This is a genomic window from Aliirhizobium wenxiniae, from assembly GCF_019511445.1.
GTDB lineage: Bacteria > Pseudomonadota > Alphaproteobacteria > Rhizobiales > Rhizobiaceae > Neorhizobium > Neorhizobium wenxiniae_A.
Genome location: NZ_JAEUAN010000017.1, coordinates 100,324 through 125,199, shown reverse-complemented (window position 1 = coordinate 125,199; position 24,876 = coordinate 100,324). Strand labels below are relative to the sequence as shown.

The window sequence follows — 24,876 nt, the reverse complement described above, 5'->3', positions numbered from 1 at the left end:
CATGTGGTCCGGCCGCGACGCTTCGACTTCATGCTGCCCGCCATCCGGCAAGCGCGTCACGTTGAATTGTTATGGCTGGATTTTCCCGCCTGTGAGCAAAGGTTAATGAAAACCTACGATTCGGACAAGACGCGAACAACCTTGCGCCAGGATATCGGCCTGAGTTGCTATGGTCGAAATTCGACCGAAACCGTTGATATTGCTCCATATGGATCGGGCCGCGTCGGTGAAACGCGGCCCGAATTCTCTTGTCAGCTCCAGTAAGCGCCGACCCGTTAGCCCTGGAAGAGCGACAGGATGTTCTGCGAGGAGGAGTTGGCAATCGACAGCGACTGGATCGCGAGCTGCTGCTGCGTCTGGAGCGCCGAGAGCTTGGCAGATTCCTCTTCCATGTCCGCATCGACCAGGCGGCTTACGCCGGTTTCGATCGCATCCGACAAGGTAGCGGCGAATTCGTCCTGCAGGTCGATACGGGTGATGAGCGCACCGAGTGCCGCACCTGCATCGGTCAGGCCAGCTAGCGCGGATTCGACATCATCGAGGAAGCCCTGAATTTCGGTAACCGAGGACTGGCTTTCCAGGGTCACATTCATAACGCTGCCGAGAATGCCCTCGCCGCCGACGCCATCATTCATGGTGCCGAACATGGCGTAAGAGGCAACCGCAAATTCCGCGGTCGTGACCTTCACGGTGCCATCGGCGTTGCGGATGAAGCCATCGACAACAACGGCGGGGTCAGCGTCGTCGGCGGCGACCATCCAATTTTCGCCGGAGAAGGACGCGGCCTGGGCAACGGCCGACAGCTGTTCCTGAAGCTTGGTGATTTCGAGCTGGATCTGGGTCTTGTCGGTCGAATCTTCCGTCGCGGTTACAAGCTTGGCCTTGATCTCGTCGACGACATCGATGGCGCTTTCCATGGCTGCGTAGGCGGTATCGACCTTCGCAGCACCGACGCCGAGTGCGTCTGAGGCGGCGTTGATCGCCTTGTTGTCGGAATTCATCGTGGTGGAGATAGACCAATAGGCGACGTTATCCGAAGCCTCGCTAACGCGGTAGCCAGACGAGACGCGATCCTGGGTGTCGGCGAGATCTGCACCAATGGCGCGAAGCGTCTGCAGTGCAGACATTGCGGAAGTGTTTGTCAAAATGCTCGTCATCTAAAATTGCCCCTTGGCTCTCGGTTGGGAGGGACATTCCGGCGTGGACCGGTAAACGCGATCAGCTTCATGCCTGGCCGGGGTGTCGCGTCTTCGCTGATGTCCGGCCCGCTGTTTCTATGGGGCTGAGAAAAACCGATCACGGTTAACGCAAGGTTAACAGATACTGCGCCCCGTTAACACGAATGAACAGAAAGATAACACCCTGCAATTGTGTGAAGACAAAATTAACCAATAAAAACAAAGCATAAAAAAGGGCCGCACCGTGGTGCGACCCTGATTTCCGAAACCGGATTTTTTTTACTGGAAGAGCGACAGAATGTTCTGCGAAGAGGAGTTTGCGATCGACAGGGACTGAACAGCGAGCTGCTGCTGGGTCTGGAGAGCCGAAAGCTTGGCCGATTCTTCTTCCATGTCGGCGTCGACGAGGCGGCTTACGCCCGATTCGATCGCGTCAGACAGAGTGGAAGCGAAGTCGTCCTGCAGGTCGATACGGGTGGTCAGAGCGCCGAGAACAGCGCCGGCATCCGTCAGCGACGACAGAGCGGTTTCAACATCGTCCATGAAGCCGTCGATGTCTGTCTGGCTCGAGCCAGAGGTCAGTTCGATATCCATGACCGTGCCCAGAATGCCGCCTTCGCCAGCGCCGTCTGCAGACAGGGTCGAGAACATTGCGATGCTTGCGAGCGTGACTTCTGCCGTGGTGATCTTCACGGAGCCGCTGTCTTCGCGGATGAAGCCGTCAACAACCGTGCCGCTGGTGCCGGTGTTGGAACCGGAGATAGCCCAGTTTTCGCCGGAGAAGGAAGCTGCCTGAGCAACGGCCGACAGCTGTTCCTGAAGCTTGGTGATTTCGAGCTGGATCTGGTCCTTATCGGTCGAGGTTTCCGATGCGGTGACCAGCTTTGCCTTGATTTCGTTAACGACTTCGATCGAGCTTTCAACAGCTGCGTAAGCCGTATCGACCTTTGCAGCGCCAACGCCGAGAGCGTCCTTGGCAGAGTTGAGCGCCTTGTTGTCGGAGTTCATGGTCGTGGAGATCGACCAGTAGGCAACGTTGTCCGCTGCTTCACCGACGCGGTAACCGGACGAAACGCGGTCCTGGGTGTTGGCGAGGTCGGTGTTGATGTTCCGCAGCGTTGCGAGAGCGGACATGGCGGAGGAGTTGGTCAGAATGCTGGTCATGAAAGTTGCCCCTTTGGCACTGTGATTTGAAGGGACATTCCGGATTTCGCCGGGAACGATGGTCAGCTTCATGCTTGCCGAATATCGTTAATTTCGGCCCGTCGTTTTGATGAGCCGATTAGACAGGGTTAAGGTTAACAACATGCAAACGAACAAAGAAAAAATCTCAATAATTTCATTTACTTCCCGTTAATTTTTAAGCATTTACTTCCTGTTAATCCGGGTTAAATTTCAGTGACTTTTTGATCGATTTCAGACAATCCCAGAACGCAAAAAGGCCGCACCCTGAAGGTGCGGCCCCGATTGCGGATTTCTGCCAGCGATTACTGGAAGAGACGCAGGATGTTCTGGCCGGAAGAGTTGGCGATCGACAGGGACTGAACAGCGAGCTGCTGCTGGGTCTGGAGAGCCGAAAGCTTGGCAGATTCTTCTTCCATGTCGGCGTCGACGAGGCGGCTTACGCCGGAGTCGATTGCGTCGGAAAGCTTGGCTGCGAATTCGTCCTGCAGATTGATGCGGGTGGTCAGCGAGCCGAGAACAGCGCCGGCATCCGTCAGCGACGATAGAGCGGTTTCAACATCGTCCATGAAGCCGTCGATGTCGGTCTGGCTCGAGCCAGAGGTCAGTTCGATATCCATGACCGTGCCCAGAATGCCGCCTTCGCCAGCGCCGGCTGCAGACAGGGTCGAGAACATTGCGATGCTTGCGAGCGTGACTTCTGCCGTGGTGATCTTCACGGAGCCGCTGTCTTCGCGGACAAAGCCGTCAACAACCGTGCCGCTGGTGCCGGTGTTGGAACCGGAGATAGCCCAGTTTTCGCCGTTGAAGGAAGCTGCCTGAGCAACGGCCGACAGCTGTTCCTGAAGTTTGGTGATTTCGAGCTGGATCTGATCCTTGTCGGCCGAGCTTTCGGACGCGGTGACCAGCTTTGCCTTGATCTCGTTAACGACTTCGATCGAGCTTTCAACAGCTGCGGTTGCGGTATCAACCTTTGCAGCGCCAACGCCGAGGGCGTCAGAAGCGGCGCCGAGCGCCTTGTTGTCCGACTTCATGGTCGTTGCGATCGACCAGTAGGAAACGCCGTCAGCTGCGGTCGAAACGCGCTCGCCGCTGGAAACGTTATTCTGCGTCTTGTTGAGATCTTTGTTGATGTTGCGGAGCGTTTCGAGAGCCGAAGTCGCGCCGGCGTTGAAGTTGATGCTAGACATGAAGTGTCCCCTAAAGACTGAAAACAAACGGTGAGGACATGCCGGGGTTTATTCGGCTGCGACGGTCCGACATCATGCCACTCGGTTCCAATTTTCGTTTAGGACACCAACCCGTCGCAGGAGGAAATTAGGCGGTCAGCCGTTGCCAGAATCTTAATTTTGCAGCCATCGCGCCGGACACGTGCGGGCATAGTGAACAGACGTTTAAGCCCGGGTTCTCGGCGTTAAAGATTGCTACAACACGGGTTTACAGGACACTTGCACCACACCGGTTTCAAGCAAGCTTCGATGGCTAGAAAATGCGGATGGATTTCCCGCATCGTCTGCCGGATTACGCATAACCGCGGACAGGCTGACCGATCGCGGCATTGAATATACGGAGCAAAAGTTGAACGAGATCAGTTACAAGGCCGCGTCACAGCTGTTTCGCAACGGCCAGTTTACCGAGTCGCTGATAACGATTAACAAGCTGCTCGATGCGCAGCGCGATGCCCGAACCTATATGCTGCTCGCCCGGACACTAAAGCAGCTGGGCCACAAGAATGAAGCTGCCAGCGCCTTCCAGCTCGCCGCTGAACTCGGTGGCCAGCACGCCGACGACAATCTCATCGATGCCATCAAGTTGAATTTCGAAATCGGTGAAAAGGACAAGGCTCTTGCTTTGGCAAGCCGAATACTGCCGAAGCTGACCCGCGATCCCGAGCTTGGCTTCATTGTAGCATCGCTGCTGGTCGAGAAGGGCCAGGCGCGCACTGCCCGTGTGTTCAAGACGATGCTCATCAACAGCAAAGAGCTGCCGCACATGCTGCTTGGCGCCAGGATCTCGCTGCATACTTGGGATCTGTTCGATCCTTCGGATGTCGAGACCGCTCGCGTGCTGCTGAACCGAATTCCCAACAGCAATCCGGTGCGGCTCATGTACCTCACATTCAGTCGCGAGCACAGCCGGCACGATGCCATCGAGCGCCACCAGCCGATCATCGATGCAGCAATCGCTGCGGGTGAACTCGATTTCTTGAAGAGAGACGGCCCGTTCTTCAACATTCACTGGACCGGCGACGAACACTTGAACCAACTGGCGCGCAGCAACACGCCGCGTTTTTCGCCGGAAATGACTACGCTCCGCCACAAGCTTCCCCATGCCTGGGGCGACAAGATCCGCATTGCTTATCTGTCTTCCGACCTTTTCGACAAGCATGCCACCATGAAGCTCATCCGCCGGGTGCTGGAACTGCACGACAGGGACCGCTTCGAAATCACGCTTCTGTGCCATTCTGATTCGGCGATGCTTGAGACCAATGATGCGGATCGCTCGGAATGGGGCGATATCGTTACCGTTCGAGATATGGACGATGCCACGCTGCAGGCAGAGATCAAGGCACGCAATATCGACATCCTCGTGGATCTGAAGGGCCATACGAAGGGCACACGCAACACCGTCTTCAATATGCAGGCGGCGCCGATCCAGGTCGCATGGCTCGGCTTCCCCGGTTCGACCTTGAACGTCGATCTCGACTATGTGATAGGCGACCGGTACGTGCTGCCGGACAGCTCGAAGCCGCATTATTACGAGAAATTCTGCCGCCTGCCCGAAACCTATCAGCCCAACGACCCGTTCCACCGGCCGCTCGCCAAGCCGCCGACCCGCAAGGATGTCGGCCTTCCCGAAGACGCATTCATCTATGCGTCATTCAATGCGAACCGCAAGATAACGCCGAAGATGCTCGATATGTGGGCCGAAATGGTCAAGTCCACGCCCAACAGCATTCTCTGGATCCTCTGCCATGCCAGCGAGGGACGGACCAATATCCAGAAGAAGCTTGTCGCCAGCGGCGTTCCCGCCAAGCGCATCTTCTTCATGAGCAAGCTGCATTTCGAATATCACATCAACCGTATTCCGCTCGCCGACCTTGGCCTCGACACCTACCCGGTCAACGGCCACACGACGACCTCGGAGCAGCTTTGGGCAGGATTGCCGGTTCTGACCTACAAGGGCACCAATTTTGCCTCGCGCGTCAGTGAAAGCCTGCTGAATGCAATCGACCTGCCGGAACTGATCGCGGAAGACGCAGATGACTATCTGCGCAAGGCGATCGAGTTCGGCAGCAATCCCGAGCTCATCAAACCGCTGCGGCAGCGTCTGAACGACAATCGCCTCAAGAGCCCGCTCTTCGACGCCGAGCGGTTCACGCGGCATATCGAGACCGCTTACGAAATGATGGTCGATCGCGCCAGACAGGGCTTGAAGCCGGACCATTTCGATGTCGCGTGCCTGCCGCCACGCACCGAGCCTTTCATGGAAAAGCTCGACTGACAATCGCCGCCAGGCACGAAGCCTGGCCGGACGCGCAATGAACGCTGCGCCCGATACAATTCAAGCATGATGCTGCCCTGAAGTACTCCGTCCGCGACGATAACTTGTCGGGAACAGCGGAGCATTGCCGAGATGCGTGCAAGACGCATCATGACAGAACGGTACGGAACCTGATCGAGACTTGCGACCAAAGGTCGGTGCAGGCAATGCGCTCCTATGGTCAACCATGATCTGAAATAGAGAATTTCCCTTTAAATTCAACATTCCATCTCTGCGCAAGCCTCGTGCACTACCTTTATCATCGAGCGATCCTCTGAAGTTTCAGGGATCTCGTGACGGCCCGAATACAACGTTAACCAAAAAAACTGGCTAGACAGCTCACCATGAAAACATGCCCATATTCCATCGAACGCGAAGAGATTCTTGCCAAGGCCATCAGCCCCCTGGCGGCCGAGCTGAGATTGCTCGACGCGGCGGACCTCATTTCGCTTCTTCGTTTCGAATATCACAGCTCGATTGCTGATCTGGTCGATTCTGCGGCCGAACTCTATTTCCATCCGGGAACCGTCCGCTTCGGCGTCGGCGGGGACTATGCGCTTGATTGGTCGGCTTATCCGTCCATCACGCTGGACCTCGAAATCACCCCGCCAGGTGTCACCATCTATAGCCGCCTGAAGCTGGAAGCGGAAAAAGCCAGCCTCTCGATCAACTACATCAACTTCCACAGCCCGTCTTCGGACCCGCATGAGAACACGTCCATTCTCGCAGACAGCCTGAAGCAGGTGACCTTCCAGAACACCAAGGCGCGCGCCGCTCTGGAGTTGAGCAGCCAGGCACATCATTGATCCCCTGCCCTTTCGGCTGCCGCCGGAAGGCCATTGACGCTTAACGCTCCAATGCCGCGCCCTGCGCGGCATTGGCGTTTGTGGTGGCCTGCAAACAAGTCTGGAGACGATTGCGACCAGCGGTCAGTTGCTCTCCTTAGGCCCTCATCCCTTCTCCCTCGGATCGTGATCGGAAGCCCTGTGACAGTGAGTTGTCCATTCGGGACGACGAGGAGAAAAGCTTCCTGCCACCGACATCGCGATAGCGCGGCGCTACCGAACGGATACACGGCGGCGCTACGGGTTCTTGGTTTCGCGCAATGCCGCAGGTGAGACAGGATCCCACCTTTGCTGGAATTTCTGCGCGCATGCCACACAAGCGCGAGGATGAACCTACGCTACAGGCATACTCAATATGGCTGACTGTGAGCGCGGCTCATCAAGCGGCACGGGCCAAGGCTCTATCGGCTCGCAGTGCCATCCCATTCTCCAAGCCTGCAGGTCTGCGTGCAGAACTGCAGGTGCAAGGTTTCAGGAGAACGATCGAACGAGGGAACCGACAAGCAGATTCCAGCCGTCTATGAGGACGAAGAACAGGATCTTGAAAGGCAGGGAGATCGATGTCGGCGGGAGCATCATCATACCCATGGCCATTGTGATCGTCGCAACCACCATGTCGATCACGAGGAAGGGCAGGACGATCAGGAAGCCGATCTCGAAGCCGCGGCGGATCTCGGAGAGCATGAAGGCCGGGATGAGCACGCGGTAATAGGGCCTGTCGCCCTCGGATGTCTGCTGGCCGCGTTCCGTGGCCAGATCGACGAAAAGCGCCAAATCCTTCGGTCGGGTATTCGCCATCATGAAGGTCCGGAAGGGTTCCGCAGTGCGCTCTATCGCCTGCGCTTCCGTCACCTGGTTCTGCAGCATCGGCTGGATGCCGTCGCGCCAGGATTGCTCAAGCGTGGGAGACATGACGTAGAAGGTCATGAACATCGCCATGCTGGCGAGGATCATGTTCGAAGGCGTGGTCGCAAGACCCATGCCCATTCTTAAGATAGAGAAGGCGATGATGAAGCGCGGAAAGCTCGTCACCATGATCAGGATGCCGGGCGCGACCGAAAGGACGGTCAGAAGACCGAAGGTGCGCACGATCCAGGCGGCCGCAGAGCCATCGACAGGGGCCTGGATCAGATCCTGCAACTGCTGCGCATGCGCAAGGCCAGGCGCCAAAGCCAAGATGGCAACGAAAATCGCGAAACGAATCATTCGACAACAAAAGTCCTAATCAGGACCTTTGTTACACGCCCCTGCGAACGCAGGCTAGCAATCTCCTGAATATCGCCCTTCAAATATGTGAATCCACGCGGCCCCTGAAGCTGCTGGAGCGACAGGGTTCGCAAGTAGGTCATGATATTCTGGTTGACGGTCTCGGCCAGTGCTGGATCCGGCGGTCCATCGAAAACCAGCCCGACCTGCAGACGAATGAGGTTTTCCGCCGGATACCCGATATTGGTCAGGATCGGCGCCAATTCCAGGAGATTGGGCAGGGCAGCGGCATTCTCCGCTGCTGCGCCATGCCCGCCCTCGGCAGCCGGCGCAGCTGCAGCAACCTCGGCCGGCTTGGGCGCCGGGGCGATCAGCTTGCCGGTCAGCCATCCGCCGCCGCCTCCAACCAGCGACAGCAATACTACGGCGCCGACCATGGGAATGAGCGTGTTCTTTTTCTTCGGGACGGTTTCGTCCTCAGTGATCATAGCCACGTGATGTCACTCCTCGGCGCGGGCCAACGTCTCAGATCGGCGAGAACAGGTCGAGGACCTGCTGTCCGACGGGCGGTTGCTGGATTTCCGTCACACGACCGCGGCCGCCGTAGGAAATGCGAGCCTCAGCAATCTTGTCGTAAGAGATTTCGTTTTCCGAATCGACATCCTGCGGCCTAACGATACCGGCAACGTTGAGAATACGGATTTCATGGTTCACCCGTACTTCCTGCGAGCCACTGATCAGGAGATTGCCGTTGTCCAGAACGCCGGTCACGACAGCCGCGACAAGCAGGTTCAACTGCTCCGCGCGCGTTGTCGATCCCTTGCCATTCATCTCCGATGTGCCGTCAAATCCATAGGTGGATTCCGTCTTCGGGTTCCATCCGAAAATCGTCGCGTCGGCATTCCATCCGGACTTGCGGCTGTTGGTCTTTTCCAGATCCGTTTCGTTGTCGAAATTCGCCTTGTCGTTGATCCGGATGTTCACCGTCAGGATGTCGCCAATGTTGAGCGCGCGGGCGTCCTTGAACAGGGCAGCCTGGCTGTCGCTCCACAAGGAGTAGCCGTTGTTCATGTTCTGGGGGCGTTTCGGATAGGAGGCGAGCTGCGGTGCCTGGCTGAATTGCAGGCCGCTGCCGATCGGGCTCATCGACGGTGCGTTGCCGATCTCACGGATCGTCTGGGGCGTCTGCGAGCATCCTGAAAGAAGCGCGACGGTCGCGAGAAGTGCGGGGGCGAATTTGGTCATGACGGATCTTTCGACGTGTTGGGATCCGCTGCACTGGCGATGATGGATGCAACGGCGGCAGCCTTCTTGGCATCCATTTCGCTCAATATCAGACCGGATTGGCGGGGCGGGAGCCGCATGACGATGGCGGCGGCGAGCCCTGCCTGCATTTCCTCCAGACGAGGAGCGGCAGTGTCTGGTTTCATGGTCTTGAAGATATCAACGAGACCGTTTTCGGCCTGTTTCATGAAGGCGTTGCGCCGGCCGATCCAGTCCTCGTATTCGGCCTTGCGGGTTTCCATGAGGGCAATACGATCGTTCACATCGCCCTGGAGCTTTTCAAGATCCTGTTTCTGCAACGCATAACGGCGGTCACGCGCAGCATCGGCGATGTTGCTGCAATATTGCTGGACTTCGGCTTCGCTCGTCAGGCCGGTCGTGTCGCGAACCTGCTCCTGGGCATCAGCAGAGGGCAAGGCGACAAGGAGACCGAGAAGGGCCAGAAAGGGAAGAGCAACCGAAGAGCGCTCCCAAGGCCGTAGGCGTGCCGGAGATGAAGTGTCTCGACCAATCATTGCAATACCAGCTCCGCTTGCAGCGCACCTGCGGACTTGATCCCCTGCAGGATCGCGATAATCCCGTCGGGCTTGACGCCAATGCTGTTCAATCCGGCGACCAGCGAACGCAGATCCGGGCCTTCGAGAACCGCAACCGGTCCGCCTGCCTTTTCAGCGACGATATCCGTTTCCGGCTGGACATAGGTCTCTCCGCGCGAGAAGGGCAGCGGCTGGATGACCTGCGGCATTTCGGTGACCTGAACCGTCAGTGTTCCATAGCTGACCGCGACCCGAGAGATGCGAACATCGGCACCGATGACGATGGTTCCCGTGCGCTCGTTGATGACGACCTTGGCAGGCGTATCGGTCTCGACCGCGAGGTTCTCGATCCGCGCCATGAGACGGGCCAGATCTTCCTGCGGTGGCTTCTGTACGGAGACGACCTGGGAATCGCGGGCTTCGGCGATCGGCATGCGATAAGTGCTGGTGGAGAAAGAGTTGATCACGTCGGCCACGCGGATCGCTGTGGAGAAATCCGGATTGCGCAGTTGAAGGACAAGGTTGCCCGAATCCTTGAACCGAGACGGCAGTTCCCGCTCGATGATGGCGCCGCCAGGAATGCGGCCGGCGGTCGTGATGCCTTCCGTGATCGTTGCTGCGGCTCCTTCTGCGAGGAAGCCGGACACCACCACTGCGCCCTGCGCGACGGCATAGATCTGCCCATCGGCGCCGGTGAGCGACGTCATGACGAGTGTTCCGCCGCGCAACGATGTTGCATCACCGAGAGAACTGACGGTCACATCGATGCGGCTGCCGGGGCTGGTGAACGGCGGCAGGTTCGTCGTGACCATGACGGCCGCGACGTTTTTGGCGGCCGACTGGCCGCCTTGCGTCGAAATACCCAGGTTCTGGAGCATCGCGCGCATCGACTGGTCGGTAAACGGCGATGCACGCAGGCCATCGCCCGTTCCCTGCAGGCCGACCACAAGACCATATCCGATGAGCTGGTTGTCGCGACCGGCCTGAAGCGAGACCACGTCCTTGATGCGCGCATTCGATGCCGCTTCCACGACGGACGCCGCAGCAAAAAGCGCCAGCAGGCCGGCGGCGATCGTTGTAAGCAGTCTACCGATCATTTCTGGACAACCTCGACATTTCCATCGGCCCTGACAGTACCAGTGACGGTAACTCCGCTCTCGGTGTTACGGACACGGATTGCATCTCCCGCCATGGCGTCCTGCAGAGCCGATCCGGGGGCCGAAATCGTCAAGCCGCCGACATTGAACATGATGCGGACGGCCTTGCCCCGCTCGATTGTGTAGGCCTCCCTCAGAGCGGACGAGGGAATGGTCCGCCCAGGAACAAGCGTGCGCTTTGCCACCTTGCCGATGACTTCCGTGACGCTCGACGTGTAGCCGCCAGCCAGATTGGGATTGGTTACCTCTACTTCCATGACCTGACTTGCGGAAATCAGATCACCGGGAAAAATCGTCGAGGTGGGAACAACGGCATAAAGAGGCTGAGCAACCGCGACCTGCGATCCGGCACCCGCGATGAACAGCAGCGACAGGGCAACCCCGCCGACAACCGACCGAAGTGCATTTACACTAGGAAACATCATGTTTGCCCGCCTCTCAATCCGTTACTTCAGGTTCTTACTGACGATCTGGGCCATCTCGTCTGCCGTCGTGATGACCTTGGAATTCATTTCGTAAGCGCGCTGCGCCGAGATCAGGTCGGTGATCTCCTTGACAGAATCGACGTTGGAGCTCTCCAGATAGCCCTGCTTCAGGTATCCGTAACCGGCATCCACCGGCAGACCTACAACGGCATCTCCAGAGGCTTCCGTTACCGCGAAGAGGTTATCGCCGAGCGGGCGAAGGCCTGCATCGTTGGCAAAGAGCGCCAGCTGGAGCTGACCGACTTCCGTCATGTTGTCCTGTTCGCCGATACGGACCGAGACGGTGCCGTCCTGGGCGATGGTGACTTCGGTTGCGTCCTGCGGAATGGTGATCGCGGGAATGACGCCGTAACCATCGATCGTCACCAGGCGGCCGTTGGCATCCTTATTGAACGCACCGGCGCGTGTATAGAGGGTGGTGCCGTCCGAGCCTTCGATCTGGAACCAGCCATTGCCGACAATCGCTGCATCGAGCGTGTTGCTGGTCTGGGAAATTTCACCCTGTTCGAACAGTTTGCGGACAGCCGACGTCTGCACACCGAGACCGATATTGGCGCCTTCCGGCACGACCGACTGGTTGGCGCGGTTGGCAACGCCTGCGGCGCGCTCGGTCTGATAAAGAAGATCGGTAAACTCCGCCCGGCCGCGCTTGAAGGCGGTCGTGTTGATGTTGGCGATGTTGTTTGCGATGACTTCGAGGTTCGTCTGCTGGGCGTTCATACCCGTGGCAGCAATAGCAAGTGCTCTCATGGACGTGAAACCTCTCTATCCTAGATCTGCATTTTGGAGACTTCGAGATAGGCCGAAACAACCTTGTCTCTCAGAGCGACTGCGGTCTGCAGCGTGCGATTAGCTTCCATGACGGCATCGACGACTTCACGCGTCGTCGCCTTGCCCTGAATGCCGGCGAAGGACATGGCCTCGCCCTGCTTGACGCTATCGAGCGCACCCTTGGCGGCATCGGCCAGAAAGCTGCCGAAACTCGGTCCCGCAACACCGGTTGCGACCGCGCCAGCGGCTGCGCCGAGCATGTTCGACATGCTGCTGCCGGTGGCTTCGGTCTTGTCGAGGCCGCTGGACTTCGTCAGCGAACCGATGCTTGAAATGCTATCGATCATCATTAACCTTTCAACAAATCGATTGTCGACGAGATCATGTCCCGCGTCTGCTTGATGCTCTGCAGGTTTGCCTCGTAGCTGCGATTGGCTTCGCGAAGGTCGGCCATCTCGATCAGCACATTGACGTTCGGATACTTGACCATGCCCTGTTCATTGGCGGCCGGATGATCCGGATCGTATTCCTCGACGAAGTCGCCCTGATCAGTGCCGATCTTCTTGACGTCGACGAGATTGAAGCCGCTGGCGCGATCCATCTCTTCCGCGAAGGTGATGATCTTGCGGCGATAGGGATCCGCACCCGCCGTATCACCGGTGGTGCGCGCGTTTGCGATGTTTTCCGAAACGATACGCAGGCGGGTGGACTGGGCTTCCATGCCACTGCCTGCGATCTTGAGGGAGGCGATCAGTGAGTCCATCTTACTTACCCAGTGCCGTCAGCATCATTCGGTTGATGTTCTGTACGAGCAGCGTGTTCAGTTCGTACTGACGCTTGACCTCGCCCATTTTCGACATTTCACCCGCCAGCGAGACGGTGTTGCCGGATTCCTGGACGCCGATCTCCTGATTGAGCTTGGTGTCCTTCAGTTCAACCCGACCATTGCCGGCGATATTCGTCGTCATGTGCGCCGGATTGGTCCTGGCCATTTCCATGGAGCCGAGACCGCTTGCGGACTTGAGCTCTGCGTCGAAGGGGGTCAGGTCCTTGGAGACGTATTTCGGCGTGTTCGCGTTAGCGACGTTCATCGTCGTCACCTGCTGTCGAACGGACAGCCATTCTGCTTGCCTGGACGCAAGTTCGAACAACTGGATCGGCTGCATGGTCATGGGTCTACTCCATCTTGTTGTGCCGGAAGCTAGAGCGATAATCTTGCGCGGGACTTGCGATAAAAACCGCCAGCAGATTTGCCGCTGCAGCCGGCATTTTCCGATGCGCCGAGCCAAACAGGTTCGCGCAAGCCCGGGCTCTTAACTGTCTCTTCAAATCGCCAGAGCTCTCCCGTGCGGGGGCATGCGCCGTATCCGTAAATCAGGAGACATCCATGCAATCCGGTATCTATGTCGGCATTTCCTCGCAGATCGCTCTCGAGCGTCGCCTCACCACGATCTCCGACAACATCGCCAACATGAATACCGTCGGCTTTCGCGCGACCGAGGTGAAGTTCGATCAGGTTCTCAGCCAGACCCAGAACGAGAACAACACCAAGATCGCCTTCGTTTCCCAGGGCAACGACTATCTGTCGATGCGTAACGGTCAGCTCGAACAGACCGGCAATACGCTGGATTTCGCCGTCAAGGGCGATGCCTGGTTCCAGCTCCAGACCCCGCAGGGGCAGGTGCTCACGCGTGACGGTCGTTTCTCCATGGGACTTGCCGGCGAACTCATCTCGACCCAGGGCTACCCTGTTCTTGATGCCGGCGGCGCACCGATCCAGCTCGATCCGCGCGGCGGTTCGCCGAAGGTCGGCCAGGACGGACGCATCATGCAGGGCGACCGGATGGTCGGGCAGATTGGCGTGTTCTCCGCAGACCTCAGCAAGGGGTTCTACCGCTCCGACAATAGCGGCGTCGTGCCGACAGAGGCACCCCAGCCTATTGTCGACACCATGGGCGTCGGCGTCATGCAGGGCTTCGTCGAACAGTCGAATGTCAACGCCATCGGTGAGATGACCCAGTTGATCCAGGTGAACCGGGCCTTCGAGAGCATTTCCTCGCTGATGAGCACGAGTGAAGACAATTTCTCGTCTGCGATGAGAACACTGGGCGGTAGCCAGTAGGAAACGCGCCGATGACGATGACGGCCGAACCTGATTTCCAGCCGGACGAGATATCGGCCGAACAGACCGCTACCCAACCTACCGGCATGCCGCGACTGGAACGGCTTTCCGATATGGCAGTGCATTACGGAAACCCGGCGAGCGTGCTTACCTGGGGGGGCCGGGTCAGAATGATTGCGGCCGGATATTATACCGTCAGCGGCCTTTCCAGACATGTGCGGCTCGGCGAATTCGTGTCGCACCAAAGCGCCACAGGCAAGCATATGGGCGAGGTCGTTCGCGTCGAACCCGACCTTATCTATGTCTGCCCGATCGAGCCGGGCGAGCCCATCGGCGTCGGTGATCTGGTTTTGCGCACCGGCGAATTCCGCCTATCGCCAAGCGACAGCTGGTGCGGCAGAACGATCAATTCGCTGTGCAGGCCGATCGACGGAAAGGGACCGCTGCGCGAGGGCAATGTCGCTCGCTCGATCAACACCCTTCCGCCGCCTTCCATGACCCGCAGGCGCGTCGATAGCTCATTCCGCACCGGAGTGAAGGCGATCGATATCTTCGCCCCGATTTGTTACGGCCAGCGTCTGGGCATTTTCGCCGGATCCGGTGTCGGCAAATCGACGCTTCTTTCGATGCTGGCCAAGGCCGACGCTTTCGACCGCGTGGTAATCACGCTGGTCGGTGAACGCGGTCGCGAAGTGCGCGAATTCATCGAAGACACGCTGGGTGACAATGTTGCCAAGGCGGTGATCGTCGTCACCACGAGCGACGAAAGCCCGATGCTGCGCAAGATGGCGCCGCTGGTCGGCATGACGATCGCGGAACATTTTCGTGATCAGGGTCAGAACGTGTTGTTCATCGCCGACAGCGTGACGCGATTTGCCCATGCTATCCGCGAGGTTGCGATCGCGGCCGGCGAGCCGCCGGTTGCGCGCGGCTATCCCGCATCCGTCTTTACCGAGCTGCCGCGCCTTCTGGAACGTGCCGGCCCCGGCATCGAAGGCACGGGCACGATTACGGCGATCATCTCCATCCTTGTCGATGGCGACAATCACAACGACCCGATTGCCGATTCGACCCGCGGTATTCTCGACGGGCATATCGTGCTCGATCGTGCGCTTGCCGACGAAGGCCGTTATCCGCCGGTCAATCCGCTGTCCTCGATCTCGCGTCTCGCCCGCAAGGCGTGGACCGCCGACCAGGAACGGCTGGTCTCCAGGCTGAAAGGCCTGATCAGCGTTTACGAAGAGACGAAGGATCTCAGGCTTATCGGCGGCTACCGGCCGGGCGCGGATCCCGATCTCGACATGGCCGTCAAGCAGGTACCGATCATCTACGACGTGCTGAAGCAGTCGCCCGGCGATGCACTCGTCATCGACGCCTATACCGAACTCGCCAATGCCCTGAAGGCATCTCTCACGAATAACAATCGCCCTATGCCGGCAGGAAAGAGATGAGCATGAAAAACAGGCTCCTCAGCGGAACCAGCCTCAGCAGGAAGCGGGATCCCGCGGCAGTGGCACCAGAAGACAAGCCTATCGACCGCTGGCTTGTCGCCACACTGGTCGGGTTTTCCATGCTGTGCGCCGCCTTCCCCTGGTATGTGTTCTTCAATCAGGACAAGTTCGGGGTCAATGTGGCCGGATGGGAACGGCTTCGCGACGTGCGCCACGCACGTCCGGCCGGCGAAGCCGGTATCGGCGCCTTGCGCGATCCACAGCAGGACGAAGCCGAACGCCCGCTTTTGCGCGAGATGGAGACTGACCGGATAACCACCGCCGCCATACCGACAACGCCATCCGGCGGCGGATCGGATGCAGGCGGCTTCGAAAACCAGGCATTTCCCGGCGGGGCGGAATTCAAGCTGCTGCGTGTTGCCAACGGCCGTGCCCTGATCGAAAATGGCACCGGCATTTTTCTCGTGCAGATCGGCTCAAAGCTGCCGGACAGTTCACGCCTTGCGGGCCTGCGGCAACGCAACGGCAAGTGGGAAATTGTCACATCGACAGGCAGGATCTACGGCGAATAGGGCACTCGTGCCTTTCAAATTATTCTCCTGGCCATTCGGCCGCATCGGCCAGGCAGACTACAACAGTCTCACGCAAGGCAGCGGCCTTATCGGTATAGTCTAAGACAAGCGTTGGATACGAGCTTACAATGAATCTTATTATCGGATTTGTCATCACGGTCGGCTGTATCATTGGCGGCTATATGGCCATGGGCGGCTATGTCGCTCTCCTCATGCAGCCTTTCGAACTTGTCGTCATCGGCGGCGCCGGCATCGGCAGCTTCATCATGGCGAACCCGATGAAGGTCTTGAAGGATTCCGGCAAGGCGATCGGCGAAATCTTCAAGAACGCTGTCCCCAAGGAAAGAGCCTATCTGGAAGTGCTCGGCGTGCTCTATTCGCTGATGCGCGACCTGCGCACCAAATCGCGTAACGAGATCGAAGCCCATATCGATAACCCGGCGGAATCGCCGATCTTCCAGTCCGCTCCGACCGTCCTCAAGGATGTCGAACTCACCTCGTTCATCTGCGACTACGTGCGCCTGATCATCATCGGCAATGCGCGCTCGCATGAAATCGAAGCGCTGATGGACGAAGAGATCGAGACGATCCTTCATGACCGTATGAAGCCGTATCATTCCATTCAGTCGATGGGTGACGCTTTCCCGGCACTCGGTATCATCGCCGCGGTCCTCGGCGTCATCAAGGCGATGAGCCATATCAACGAATCTCCCGAGGTTCTCGGCGGCCTGATCGGCGCGGCTCTCGTCGGCACCATGCTCGGCATCTTCCTTTCCTACTGCCTCTGCAACCCGATCGTTTCGCAGATCAAGGTCGTGCGCACCAAGCAGCACCGGCTCTACATCATCGTCAAGCAGACGCTGCTTGCCTACATGAACGGCTCGGTACCGCAGGTGGCGCTTGAATACGGCCGCAAGACGATCTCCTCCTCCGACCGTCCGTCGATCGACTCGGTCGAGCAGGAAATGATGAAGCCCGGCGGCGACACAAAGGCGGCGTGACAAAGATGAGCAGCAGCAACCAAGCTTCGCAAGCACGGCCCGCCATGGAGCGGGCCCTCCTCGCCCGCCTGACGGGTTCGCTCGGTGACCAGAAGACCCTGGAGCACCTGGCCCAGGATTTCGGCAGCCTCTATCAGAGCTTCCTGCCCGACGTTCTGCAGAGTGAACTCGGACTTTCGGTCGATGTGGCCTTCGACGGATATAAATCCGGCCTGATGAGCGAGTTGGTCGGCAAGCTGGGCGACAATGTCGTGCTGGCCGATGCAAGCTTGCGCAACTGGTGCCCCAAGTTCGTCATCGCCTGCGGCAACGCCTTCGTCATTACGCTGATGGAGAACATGCTCGGTGCGACACCGGACTCTATTTTCCAGCCCCCGCGCCGGGCGCTGTCGCAGATCGAGCTCGATCTTTCGACGGTGATCTTTGACAAGATCGCGCAGGTGCTGCGCTCGGGAGTGAACGCTCCGGGCGGCTTCGAGACCACGCTTGAGAAGCCACACAATGCCGATGCAAGGCCGGTGCTGGAAGAAGAAGCTTCCGATCCCTTCGCCATGTCCATTCGCGTGGAATTGAAACTCGGCAAGGTGGCCTCCGAATTTTACCTCGTCGTTCCGCAGAAGTATCTTTTGAAGACGACGATAACCCTGCCGAAGTCAAAGGGCGACTTCTCGCGCGAGCAGGACGCCTGGTCGGAAAGCATGTCCGAACAGGTGCGCCAGTCGCGGGTGACGCTGGAAGCCAAAATTCCGCTTCAGGCACTGACACTCAATACGATTTCCAAGCTTGTTGCCGGCGACGTGATCGCGTTCCGCGACAAGGAAGAGATTGTTGTCGATGTCAGCGCCAACGGCCGCGAAATGTACAACTGCGAGTTCGGCAGGAGCGGCGAAAACTACACTGTCCGCGTCAAGGACAATGTGAGCAACGAAAACGACATTTTGAAACATTTGCTCGGCTAGAGCGAAGGACCTCTGGGCCTTGCGGCGAGAGACCAGTAGTCGATTGATTTAGAACGGGAATGCTACTTTCATGGCGACAAAGAAAACAGCTTCGACGGACGAAAACGCACTGAACCCCTTGGAATCGGACTTCGATTTCGACAATGCGGTCAGTGAACTCCGTGGTGTGATGAAACATGACGCCGATGGCACAGCGCCTGCGGCTGACGACAGCTTCGGCTTCGACTTTCCGGCCGGAGAAGAAACAGGCTCCGAGTTGCCGCCATTCGGCGACGCAGCGACCACAAGCGACTTCGGTGCGGCCTCCGATTTCGGCGGCAGCAGCGATTTCGGGACATCCAGCGATTTTGGCGGGAGCAGCGATTTCGGCTTTTCAGCACCTGAAATGAAGCCGACTGCAGGCTCGGGGCTGAACAGCAACCTCGACCTGATCATGGATATCCCCATCGATGTTCACGTTGTGCTCGGAACAAGTCGCATTTCGGTGTCGAATCTGATGAACCTTCAGGAAGGCGCCGTGGTGGCGCTCGACAAGAAGATCGGCGAACCGGTCGATATCACCGTCAACGGGCGCCGTATCGCCCGCGGCGAGATCACGGTTCTCGAAGACGACGACACCCGCTTCGGCGTGAAGCTCATTGAAGTCATGAGCTCCAAGACTTCCTGAACAGGAAGTCGGAAGCAAAGAGGAAAAAGACCATGATGGACTTTGAAGACTTCGGCGGGGCATTGACAGACAAACCTCTTACCCAGGCGGAAAAGGCAGCCGCGGTGCTGCTCGCCATGGGAAAGAATGTCGCCGGAAAGCTGCTCAAATTTTTCACCCAGGCGGAACTGCAGGCGATTATCGCCGCAGCGCAGACCCTGCGCACCATCCCGCCGAATGAACTTGCGCAGCTCGTCAACGAGTTCGAAGACCTGTTCACCGAAGGTGCAGGCCTTATGGACAACGCCAAGGTCATCGAAAGCATCCTTGAGGCGGGTCTCACCCCGGAAGAGGTCGACAGCCTGCTTGGACGCCGCATGGCATTCCAGTCCTATGAAGAGTCCATCTGGGACAGGCTTCAGGAAGCCGATCCCGATTTCATCGCGGCTTTCCTGATGCGCGAACATCCGCAGACGGTGGCCTATATCCTGTCGATGCTGCCGTCCGGTTTCGGTGCAAAGGTGCTGCTGAAGCTGCCCGACAGCCAGCGCGCCGACATCATGAACCGCACGGTTAACCTGAAGAACGTCAATCCGAAGGCTGCCCAGATCATCGAGAACAAGGTCGTCGACCTGATCTCCGAGATCGAGCGCGAGAAGAACTCTGTCGGCCCGATGAAGGTCGCGGAGCTGATGAACGAACTGACCAAGCCCGACGTCGATACGCTGCTCAACTCTCTCGAGGAGATCAGCCAGGATGCGGTCGCCAAGGTTCGTCCGAAGATCTTCCTCTTCGAAGACATTCTCCTCATGCCGCAGCGCAGCCGCGTGCTCTTGCTGAACGACATCTCCGGCGATGTGCTGACCATGGCGCTCAGGACCTCTTCGGCGCAGCTGCGCGAAAGCGTTCTGTCCTCGATCAGCCCGCGTTCGCGCCGCATGATCGAATCGGATCTTCAGGTCGAAATGCCCGGCACGAACCCGCGCGAGATCGCGATTGCACGCCGCGCCATCGCACAGGAAGCGCTGCGTCTTGCCAATTCGGGCCAGATCATCCTCAAGGATCCGGAAGCCCAGGCGGAAGGTGCGGCCGCCTGAGACACGGCCGACCAATAATTCCGCGCGCCAGTTCAGGCGCGCGGCACCGTATCGGACGTTGTTGATAAACCCGATACCGGCAGGGCGCGCGATTGCCCCTATTCGATCCCCCGCATAATGTCCGACAATAGCTTGCGCATCCGTCCGGGAAACTGGTTTTCAGATCGGTGCGTCGTCACTAGGTTTCTACAGCGTTCCTGTTCCCGCGGAGACAACGGAACGGCCGACTGTAACTTGCGGGGTCTGCTCCAGGGCCGTCAGGAAGGCGCTCGTGTCCGACGATCAGGACAAGGACAGTAAAACAGAAGAGCCGACAGAGAAAAAGATTCGGGATACGATGGCCGAGGGCAACACGCCCTCATCACGTGAGATCCCGATCTTCGCGTCGTCTCTCGCCTTCTACATCTATCTTGTCTTCTTCCTGCCAACCGGCGCCGCGCAGCTGGCCGAAACATTGCGCGATATCCTGGAACAACCCGACCAATGGCGCCTTCAGTCGGCCAACGATCTTGTCTCACTGGCGGTCAGGCTGGCGTGGGACGCGAGCGCAATGCTTTTGCCGGTCGCCATTCTTTTCATAGTTTTCGGGCTCGGGTCCAATATTGCGCAGCACATGCCCGAGTTCGTGCTGAAGCGCATCACGCCTCAATATAACCGGATCTCGCCGGTGCAGGGCTGGAAACGTCTCTTCAGCATGGCGGGACTGGTCGAATTCGGCAAGTCGATGTTCAAGATCATCGTTGTCTCGATCGTGATGGTGATTGTGCTGAAGGCGGATTATTTCCGTTCGCTCGACGCCCTCTTTTCCGATCCGCAGGTCATGCTCGTCGAGATGATGGTCGTGATGAAGAAGATCATGATCGTCATCCTCTTCGCCACCGGCGTTCTCGCCATCGTCGACTATATGTGGACGCGGCACCATTGGTATTCGAACATTCGAATGACCAAGCAGGAAGTGAAGGACGAGTTCAAGCAATCGCAAGGTGACCCGCTCATCAAGGCTCGTATCCGCTCTATCGGCCGCGATCGCGCAAGACGACGCATGATGACCAATGTTCCGCGCGCGACACTCGTCATCACCAACCCTACTCACTATGCAGTCGCATTACGGTACGCCCAGGGCGAGAGCGAAGCACCGATGGTCGTCGCCAAAGGCCAGGACCTGGTCGCTCTCAAAATCCGAGAATTGGCGCAGCAGCACAACATCCCCATCTTCGAGGATCCACCATTGGCGCGTTCGATGTTCGCACAGGTGTCGGTGGATGGCGTCATTCCCCCGGCCTTCTACAAGGCGGTGGCGGAACTCATCCATCGCGTCTATGCCGCACGGGCGAAGCGCGGCCGGCCTAGATAAGGCTTACAGGATCAGGTGATGTAACCGAGCCTGATCGCCTTCGCGATCGCCTGGATCCTGTTGACGGAATCAAGCTTGATTGTCGCAGAGCCGAGATAGGCGTTTACCGTATGCACGGAGAGACCCAGCTTTTCGGCTATTTCTTCGCTGATGCGGCCATCGCCTGCCAATTGCAGGCAGGCAATCTCGCGCTCGCTGAGCGATTCAGCAGGCACGCTGCGCCGCTCGTCCAATGCGAGCAGATCCATCATGATCTGGCAGCTTTCCACGTGCTGGTCGATTACGGCACCTGCCGTCAGGGAAAGCTGGTCGGCGAAGAACGCCACATAACCATTGCCGAGTGCGCCCAGGCGCACAGGGAAAACCACGCCCGAGAAACACAAGGCAGCTGTCTCAAGCCGCCTTACTAGCGGCGAGAACTCCCCTGCATCCAGCATGCTGCCTTCGCGGGCACCACTCCAGACCAAGGGAAGAAGCGACATCTCGACGTGATCGAGCAGGGTCTCCTCGAACTCGCCGAGAATCTGGCTGCTGAACTCTGCCGCGTTAGCGCCCCAGTTATCGAGCTCGCAGACCAGCTTTCGCTTGTTCGGAAGCCCGGCGCCGGTGATCCGGAAAACGGCAAAGTTGCGGGCCTTCAGGCCTTTCTGCATGGCAATCAGTTTGGGAAAAATATCCGACCTGCTCGAACCACGCTGAAGGCGCAGGTATTGAGCGCTGCCCGGTCCCTCCGCTGTGCCGCTTCGCGAATAGCCCATTCCGTTGCGCCCTTATACCAGATTGTTGCGAACCGCGTAGGCAATCGCCTCTGAGCGGGTCTTGGTCGCAGTCTTGCGCATCACACTGGTGATGTAGTTGTTGATCGTATTGCGGGAGATCCCGAGGATCACCGCGATCTCGTCGCTCGTCTTGCCCTCTGCAATCCAGAACAGGCATTCGAGCTCCCTTTCGGTCAGTTCGAAATCCCGCTCGGTGCGCGATTCAATACTCTCGACGAAGCTTGCTCCGTAGGCGGCCAGAAGACCGATCTCCTTCAGGTGTTCCTGCGAAAGAAGGGTGCCTTCGGCAAACAGCAACATCAGCGAAAACCGTGTGCGGCCGACGGAAAATGTCAGAGCGCAATATTGGCGGCTCAACGTATCGGGCAGGACGACGTTTTCCGGCAAAAGCGCAAAGCTTGGCGTCAGGACGGAGAAGCATTTCTCGAGTTCCGTCGATCGCGCATAGGCGCTTGCGAGCTCTGACCCGAGCCGCCGGACAAGATCGAAAGGCCAGTTCGAGGTGACGATGAAGTCCAAGCCCTGTTCCTGGATAAGGTCGTATCGAGCCAGAAGAAAATGGGAAGCGCCGACATGATCTGCCAGCAGCCGCATGATTACCTGCAGGTTCTCGGAGCCGGCAAGCGCGGAAAGGCGACGGACAAGCTCTTCGCGAGACATGATCCGGTTGTGATCAATCTCCTGAGGAGAGCGCCCTTGCGCCGAGACATCCTTGCCCGATAACTCCATTCGTTATCTGCTCCTGCTGCGTCGATTAAGACCTCGCCTGAAGAAGCCTATCCGAGTTTCCGCGTTACCGACATCTGCTGCACCCCTGCCCCCAGGAGTTCGAAACCGCCGACGAATCATCTTCAGTGTAAGAGAAGCGCACCCAATTGCCATCATGCGCCGTTCGAATTTCCCCAGATGCTGCGCGAGTGTCACATATGGTATTAAAGTGACGCAGCTGAATTCGTTCCAATTCGCGCAAAAAAGGGCCGGATTTGCATCCGACCCTTTGGATCATATCTGTGTGATCTCGACTTATGCCGCTTTTTCGAAGGCCCACTTGCGAAGGATCTTTGCGGCGCGCTCTTCGGAGATCTCGACCATGCGAGAGAGGCGCTTTTCCGGACCTTCCTTGACGCGGCGGTTGAAACCATCGCCTTCGTCGTCGCCCATGAGGTCGCCGCTGCCATCGAAACCGAAGTCCGCGCCGAAGCCGTCCATGAGGGCGGGGCTGCCGCCGGCAGGAGAGAAGTCGGGCAGTTCCAGGCCGGCGCCATCACCGATCGTCTCACCCGATGCCGAGCTGCCTGCAACCGTGCGGACCAAAGGACGCAGGCCGAGCCAGATGACCAGGAAGGCGACGCCGAGGAAGGCCAGCGAGTTGATGATGCCACCCAGGTTGCGGGTAAGAACTTCCGTGATGCTCGGACCGTTCGCGGCTTCGTCGAGCAGCTGGGTTTCGAGGAAGTCCATGGCCGTGAGGGTGACGACGTCGCCACGATCTGCACTGATGCCTGCAGCCGAGCTGACGATCTTCTGCATCTCGGCCAGATAGGCGTCGATCTTGGCCTGGTCTGCCGGTTCGCCAACCATCTGGGCGATACGGCCCCTGTTGACGACAACGGCAATCGAGACCTTTTCGATCACATAGCTGTTGCGGGTCGTGGCAATGGTCTTCTGGTTGATCTCGTAGTTGGTCTGTTCTTCGCGCTTGTCGGACTGATCGGACGACTTCGGACCATTGTTGCCGCCCTGCTCGGGCGCAGCCTGGGGAACGTTCTGTTCGACAGTCGCCGCGTTGTTCTCAGCCGATTGTTGCGACTGCGCGTTCTCTCTCGTTGCGCGAACCGAACGTTCTACGCGAGAGTTCGGGTCGTAAACCGTTTCCTGGGTCTGCTGGGTGTCGGTGTTCAAGGCCGCCGTGACGCTGGAGCGGAAATTGTCCATGCCGAGGAAGGGCGCCAGCGCCTTGTCGATATTGGTTTCGATTTCGGACTGAACGGACTGAACGATGCCGAGCGAACGGCTGATCTGGCTGTTACCGCCATCATCGCCCGCAGCGAGCAGCTGGCCGGTCGAATCGAGAATCGTCACGTCTTCCATATCAAGCCCCGGAACAGCCGAAGCAACCAGATGGCGGATGGAAGGCGCTGCCTTGCGGCCGGTCGACGACCCGGCGCGGATCATCACCGAAGCCGTAGGCTTCTGCTGTGCGCGGCGGAAATTCCCGACATCGGGCATAACGATATGGACGCGAGCGGCGGAAACACCGCTGATCTGCTGGATCGATCGCGAGATTTCACCTTCCAGCGCGCGAACCCGCGTTACTTCCTGCATGAAGGAGGTGAGGCCGAGCGAGCCCACATTGTCGAAAAGTTCGTAACCGGCGTTGGAACTGTTCGGCAGTCCACGTTCCGCCAGCATCAGGCGCGCCTTGCTGGTGTTTCCGACCGGAACCTGAATGCTTTTCCCGTCAGAACCAACCTCGAAAGCCATATTGGCTTCGGCAAGCGCCATGCTGACCTGATTGAGATCGCTGGACTCAAGGTTCACATAGAGCGTCTCGTAGGCGGGCTTATTAACAAACATCGCTGCGGCAATGACAATCGCGATCGAAATCGCACCTGTAGCAGCCAAGGCAATAAGTTTCGTCTGACCTAGAGATGCCAGATTTTTAGTAATTTGTGAAAATTGAGCTAACAGATTCATTCTGTTCCCAC

The 24,876-nt window shown here is 58.3% G+C and carries 27 protein-coding genes; 11 read left to right on the top strand and 16 right to left on the bottom strand.

Annotated elements, in window-relative coordinates; translation table 11 throughout:
* Nucleotides 1-30: 30 nt before the first annotated feature.
* The gene (locus tag JNB91_RS20405; RefSeq protein ID WP_220327310.1) at nt 31-264 is read left to right on the top strand and encodes a hypothetical protein; all 234 of its coding nucleotides are present in this window, start codon (nt 31-33) and stop codon (nt 262-264) included.
* An 11-nt stretch (nt 265-275) separates the two neighbouring features.
* Here JNB91_RS20405 and JNB91_RS20400 read toward each other — a convergent pair whose 3' ends face one another.
* From JNB91_RS20400 to JNB91_RS20390, 3 genes are all read right to left on the bottom strand, one after another.
* Entirely contained in the window at nt 276-1,157 is an 882-nt protein-coding gene (locus JNB91_RS20400) for a flagellin N-terminal helical domain-containing protein (RefSeq protein ID WP_220327309.1), read from the bottom strand.
* Nucleotides 1,158-1,457: 300 nt separating this feature from the next.
* Nucleotides 1,458-2,342, bottom strand: a complete 885-nt coding sequence (locus JNB91_RS20395; protein ID WP_220327308.1) for a flagellin N-terminal helical domain-containing protein — start codon at nt 2,340-2,342, stop codon at nt 1,458-1,460.
* 323 nt (nt 2,343-2,665) lie between these two features.
* The gene (locus tag JNB91_RS20390; RefSeq protein ID WP_220327307.1) at nt 2,666-3,550 is read right to left on the bottom strand and encodes a flagellin N-terminal helical domain-containing protein; all 885 of its coding nucleotides are present in this window, start codon (nt 3,548-3,550) and stop codon (nt 2,666-2,668) included.
* A 388-nt stretch (nt 3,551-3,938) separates the two neighbouring features.
* Here JNB91_RS20390 and JNB91_RS20385 point away from each other — a divergent pair, with 388 nt between their 5' ends.
* Together JNB91_RS20385 and JNB91_RS20380 are read left to right on the top strand one after the other, a co-directional pair.
* A complete protein-coding gene (locus JNB91_RS20385; protein WP_220327306.1) occupies nt 3,939-5,864 on the top strand; it encodes an O-linked N-acetylglucosamine transferase, SPINDLY family protein in 1,926 nt (641 codons plus the stop codon).
* 383 nt (nt 5,865-6,247) lie between these two features.
* Nucleotides 6,248-6,709 carry a hypothetical protein gene (locus JNB91_RS20380; protein ID WP_220327305.1) on the top strand — a complete coding sequence of 154 codons (462 nt, stop codon included), beginning with the start codon at nt 6,248-6,250 and terminating at the stop codon, nt 6,707-6,709.
* A gap of 510 nt (nt 6,710-7,219) precedes the next feature.
* Here JNB91_RS20380 and fliP read toward each other — a convergent pair.
* Genes fliP through JNB91_RS20330 form a run of 10 tightly spaced genes read right to left on the bottom strand, consistent with a single transcriptional unit; the run spans nt 7,220 to nt 13,353 of the window.
* Complete coding sequence (fliP, locus tag JNB91_RS20375; RefSeq protein ID WP_220327304.1) at nt 7,220-7,954, bottom strand: flagellar type III secretion system pore protein FliP; 735 nt, start codon at nt 7,952-7,954, stop codon at nt 7,220-7,222.
* The gene (locus tag JNB91_RS20370; RefSeq protein ID WP_220327347.1) at nt 7,951-8,442 is read right to left on the bottom strand and encodes a flagellar basal body-associated FliL family protein; all 492 of its coding nucleotides are present in this window, start codon (nt 8,440-8,442) and stop codon (nt 7,951-7,953) included. Before JNB91_RS20370 ends, fliP begins: the two co-directional genes overlap by 4 nt.
* A 37-nt stretch (nt 8,443-8,479) precedes the next feature.
* Entirely contained in the window at nt 8,480-9,199 is a 720-nt protein-coding gene (flgH, locus tag JNB91_RS20365; protein ID WP_220327303.1) for a flagellar basal body L-ring protein FlgH, read from the bottom strand.
* On the bottom strand, nt 9,196-9,753 hold the full coding sequence (locus JNB91_RS20360; RefSeq protein ID WP_220327302.1) for a MotE family protein: 558 nt from the start codon (nt 9,751-9,753) through the stop codon (nt 9,196-9,198). Before JNB91_RS20360 ends, flgH begins: the two co-directional genes overlap by 4 nt.
* Nucleotides 9,750-10,871 carry a flagellar basal body P-ring protein FlgI gene (locus JNB91_RS20355; protein ID WP_220327301.1) on the bottom strand — a complete coding sequence of 374 codons (1,122 nt, stop codon included), beginning with the start codon at nt 10,869-10,871 and terminating at the stop codon, nt 9,750-9,752. The genes JNB91_RS20360 and JNB91_RS20355 overlap by 4 nt, the downstream gene beginning before the upstream one ends.
* Nucleotides 10,868-11,356 carry a flagellar basal body P-ring formation chaperone FlgA gene (gene flgA / locus JNB91_RS20350; protein WP_220327300.1) on the bottom strand — a complete coding sequence of 163 codons (489 nt, stop codon included), beginning with the start codon at nt 11,354-11,356 and terminating at the stop codon, nt 10,868-10,870. Before flgA ends, JNB91_RS20355 begins: the two co-directional genes overlap by 4 nt.
* Before the next feature lie 21 nt (nt 11,357-11,377).
* Entirely contained in the window at nt 11,378-12,166 is a 789-nt protein-coding gene (gene flgG / locus JNB91_RS20345) for a flagellar basal-body rod protein FlgG (protein WP_220327299.1), read from the bottom strand.
* A 20-nt stretch (nt 12,167-12,186) separates the two neighbouring features.
* Complete coding sequence (gene fliE / locus JNB91_RS20340; protein ID WP_220327298.1) at nt 12,187-12,534, bottom strand: flagellar hook-basal body complex protein FliE; 348 nt, start codon at nt 12,532-12,534, stop codon at nt 12,187-12,189.
* Nucleotides 12,535-12,536: 2 nt separating this feature from the next.
* Nucleotides 12,537-12,950 (bottom strand): flagellar basal body rod protein FlgC, encoded by a 414-nt coding sequence (gene flgC / locus JNB91_RS20335; RefSeq protein ID WP_220327297.1) that lies wholly within the window; start codon nt 12,948-12,950, stop codon nt 12,537-12,539.
* Nucleotide 12,951: 1 nt separating this feature from the next.
* The gene (locus JNB91_RS20330) at nt 12,952-13,353 is read right to left on the bottom strand and encodes a flagellar basal body rod C-terminal domain-containing protein (RefSeq protein WP_220327346.1); all 402 of its coding nucleotides are present in this window, start codon (nt 13,351-13,353) and stop codon (nt 12,952-12,954) included.
* A 221-nt stretch (nt 13,354-13,574) separates the two neighbouring features.
* Here JNB91_RS20330 and flgF point away from each other — a divergent pair, with 221 nt between their 5' ends.
* From flgF to flhB, 8 genes are all read left to right on the top strand, one after another.
* Nucleotides 13,575-14,309, top strand: coding sequence for a flagellar basal-body rod protein FlgF (gene flgF, locus JNB91_RS20325; protein ID WP_220327296.1), 735 nt, complete (start codon nt 13,575-13,577; stop codon nt 14,307-14,309).
* Between the two features lie 113 nt (nt 14,310-14,422).
* On the top strand, nt 14,423-15,760 hold the full coding sequence (gene fliI, locus JNB91_RS20320; RefSeq protein ID WP_262928019.1) for a flagellar protein export ATPase FliI: 1,338 nt from the start codon (nt 14,423-14,425) through the stop codon (nt 15,758-15,760).
* A 2-nt stretch (nt 15,761-15,762) separates the two neighbouring features.
* A complete protein-coding gene (locus tag JNB91_RS20315) occupies nt 15,763-16,332 on the top strand; it encodes a hypothetical protein (RefSeq protein WP_220327295.1) in 570 nt (189 codons plus the stop codon).
* 128 nt (nt 16,333-16,460) lie between these two features.
* The gene (gene motA, locus JNB91_RS20310; protein ID WP_220327294.1) at nt 16,461-17,333 is read left to right on the top strand and encodes a flagellar motor stator protein MotA; all 873 of its coding nucleotides are present in this window, start codon (nt 16,461-16,463) and stop codon (nt 17,331-17,333) included.
* A 5-nt stretch (nt 17,334-17,338) separates the two neighbouring features.
* Nucleotides 17,339-18,292, top strand: a complete 954-nt coding sequence (locus tag JNB91_RS20305) for a FliM/FliN family flagellar motor switch protein (RefSeq protein WP_220327293.1) — start codon at nt 17,339-17,341, stop codon at nt 18,290-18,292.
* Nucleotides 18,293-18,362: 70 nt separating this feature from the next.
* A complete protein-coding gene (fliN, locus tag JNB91_RS20300; protein WP_220327292.1) occupies nt 18,363-18,959 on the top strand; it encodes a flagellar motor switch protein FliN in 597 nt (198 codons plus the stop codon).
* A gap of 32 nt (nt 18,960-18,991) precedes the next feature.
* Nucleotides 18,992-20,035 carry a flagellar motor switch protein FliG gene (fliG, locus tag JNB91_RS20295; RefSeq protein ID WP_220327291.1) on the top strand — a complete coding sequence of 348 codons (1,044 nt, stop codon included), beginning with the start codon at nt 18,992-18,994 and terminating at the stop codon, nt 20,033-20,035.
* A gap of 271 nt (nt 20,036-20,306) precedes the next feature.
* Complete coding sequence (flhB, locus tag JNB91_RS20290) at nt 20,307-21,389, top strand: flagellar biosynthesis protein FlhB (protein WP_220327290.1); 1,083 nt, start codon at nt 20,307-20,309, stop codon at nt 21,387-21,389.
* A gap of 11 nt (nt 21,390-21,400) precedes the next feature.
* Here the strand turns inward: flhB and visR are convergent, their stop codons facing one another.
* From visR to fliF, 3 genes are all read right to left on the bottom strand, one after another.
* Nucleotides 21,401-22,147, bottom strand: coding sequence for a transcriptional regulator VisR (gene visR, locus JNB91_RS20285; protein WP_220327289.1), 747 nt, complete (start codon nt 22,145-22,147; stop codon nt 21,401-21,403).
* A 12-nt stretch (nt 22,148-22,159) separates the two neighbouring features.
* A complete protein-coding gene (gene visN / locus JNB91_RS20280; protein ID WP_220327288.1) occupies nt 22,160-22,897 on the bottom strand; it encodes a transcriptional regulator VisN in 738 nt (245 codons plus the stop codon).
* 294 nt (nt 22,898-23,191) lie between these two features.
* Complete coding sequence (gene fliF / locus JNB91_RS20275; RefSeq protein WP_220327287.1) at nt 23,192-24,865, bottom strand: flagellar basal-body MS-ring/collar protein FliF; 1,674 nt, start codon at nt 24,863-24,865, stop codon at nt 23,192-23,194.
* Nucleotides 24,866-24,876: the final 11 nt, after the last annotated feature.

Coding starts and splice junctions, on each gene's coding strand:
- JNB91_RS20370 (WP_220327347.1), bottom strand. CDS start 8,442: ATGATCACTGAGGACGAAACCGTCCCGAAGAAAAAGAACACGCTCATT.
- fliG (WP_220327291.1), top strand. CDS start 18,992: ATGATGGACTTTGAAGACTTCGGCGGGGCATTGACAGACAAACCTCTT.
- JNB91_RS20395 (WP_220327308.1), bottom strand. CDS start 2,342: ATGACCAGCATTCTGACCAACTCCTCCGCCATGTCCGCTCTCGCAACG.
- fliE (WP_220327298.1), bottom strand. CDS start 12,534: ATGATCGATAGCATTTCAAGCATCGGTTCGCTGACGAAGTCCAGCGGC.
- fliP (WP_220327304.1), bottom strand. CDS start 7,954: ATGATTCGTTTCGCGATTTTCGTTGCCATCTTGGCTTTGGCGCCTGGC.
- flgH (WP_220327303.1), bottom strand. CDS start 9,199: ATGACCAAATTCGCCCCCGCACTTCTCGCGACCGTCGCGCTTCTTTCA.
- JNB91_RS20330 (WP_220327346.1), bottom strand. CDS start 13,353: ATGCAGCCGATCCAGTTGTTCGAACTTGCGTCCAGGCAAGCAGAATGG.
- JNB91_RS20315 (WP_220327295.1), top strand. CDS start 15,763: ATGAAAAACAGGCTCCTCAGCGGAACCAGCCTCAGCAGGAAGCGGGAT.
- flgF (WP_220327296.1), top strand. CDS start 13,575: ATGCAATCCGGTATCTATGTCGGCATTTCCTCGCAGATCGCTCTCGAG.
- flgG (WP_220327299.1), bottom strand. CDS start 12,166: ATGAGAGCACTTGCTATTGCTGCCACGGGTATGAACGCCCAGCAGACG.
- JNB91_RS20390 (WP_220327307.1), bottom strand. CDS start 3,550: ATGTCTAGCATCAACTTCAACGCCGGCGCGACTTCGGCTCTCGAAACG.
- flgA (WP_220327300.1), bottom strand. CDS start 11,356: ATGATGTTTCCTAGTGTAAATGCACTTCGGTCGGTTGTCGGCGGGGTT.
- JNB91_RS20360 (WP_220327302.1), bottom strand. CDS start 9,753: ATGATTGGTCGAGACACTTCATCTCCGGCACGCCTACGGCCTTGGGAG.
- fliN (WP_220327292.1), top strand. CDS start 18,363: ATGGCGACAAAGAAAACAGCTTCGACGGACGAAAACGCACTGAACCCC.
- JNB91_RS20405 (WP_220327310.1), top strand. CDS start 31: ATGCTGCCCGCCATCCGGCAAGCGCGTCACGTTGAATTGTTATGGCTG.
- flgC (WP_220327297.1), bottom strand. CDS start 12,950: ATGGACTCACTGATCGCCTCCCTCAAGATCGCAGGCAGTGGCATGGAA.
- JNB91_RS20400 (WP_220327309.1), bottom strand. CDS start 1,157: ATGACGAGCATTTTGACAAACACTTCCGCAATGTCTGCACTGCAGACG.
- JNB91_RS20380 (WP_220327305.1), top strand. CDS start 6,248: ATGAAAACATGCCCATATTCCATCGAACGCGAAGAGATTCTTGCCAAG.
- visN (WP_220327288.1), bottom strand. CDS start 22,897: ATGGAGTTATCGGGCAAGGATGTCTCGGCGCAAGGGCGCTCTCCTCAG.
- JNB91_RS20355 (WP_220327301.1), bottom strand. CDS start 10,871: ATGATCGGTAGACTGCTTACAACGATCGCCGCCGGCCTGCTGGCGCTT.
- JNB91_RS20305 (WP_220327293.1), top strand. CDS start 17,339: ATGAGCAGCAGCAACCAAGCTTCGCAAGCACGGCCCGCCATGGAGCGG.
- fliI (WP_262928019.1), top strand. CDS start 14,423: ATGGCAGTGCATTACGGAAACCCGGCGAGCGTGCTTACCTGGGGGGGC.
- motA (WP_220327294.1), top strand. CDS start 16,461: ATGAATCTTATTATCGGATTTGTCATCACGGTCGGCTGTATCATTGGC.
- visR (WP_220327289.1), bottom strand. CDS start 22,147: ATGGGCTATTCGCGAAGCGGCACAGCGGAGGGACCGGGCAGCGCTCAA.
- fliF (WP_220327287.1), bottom strand. CDS start 24,865: ATGAATCTGTTAGCTCAATTTTCACAAATTACTAAAAATCTGGCATCT.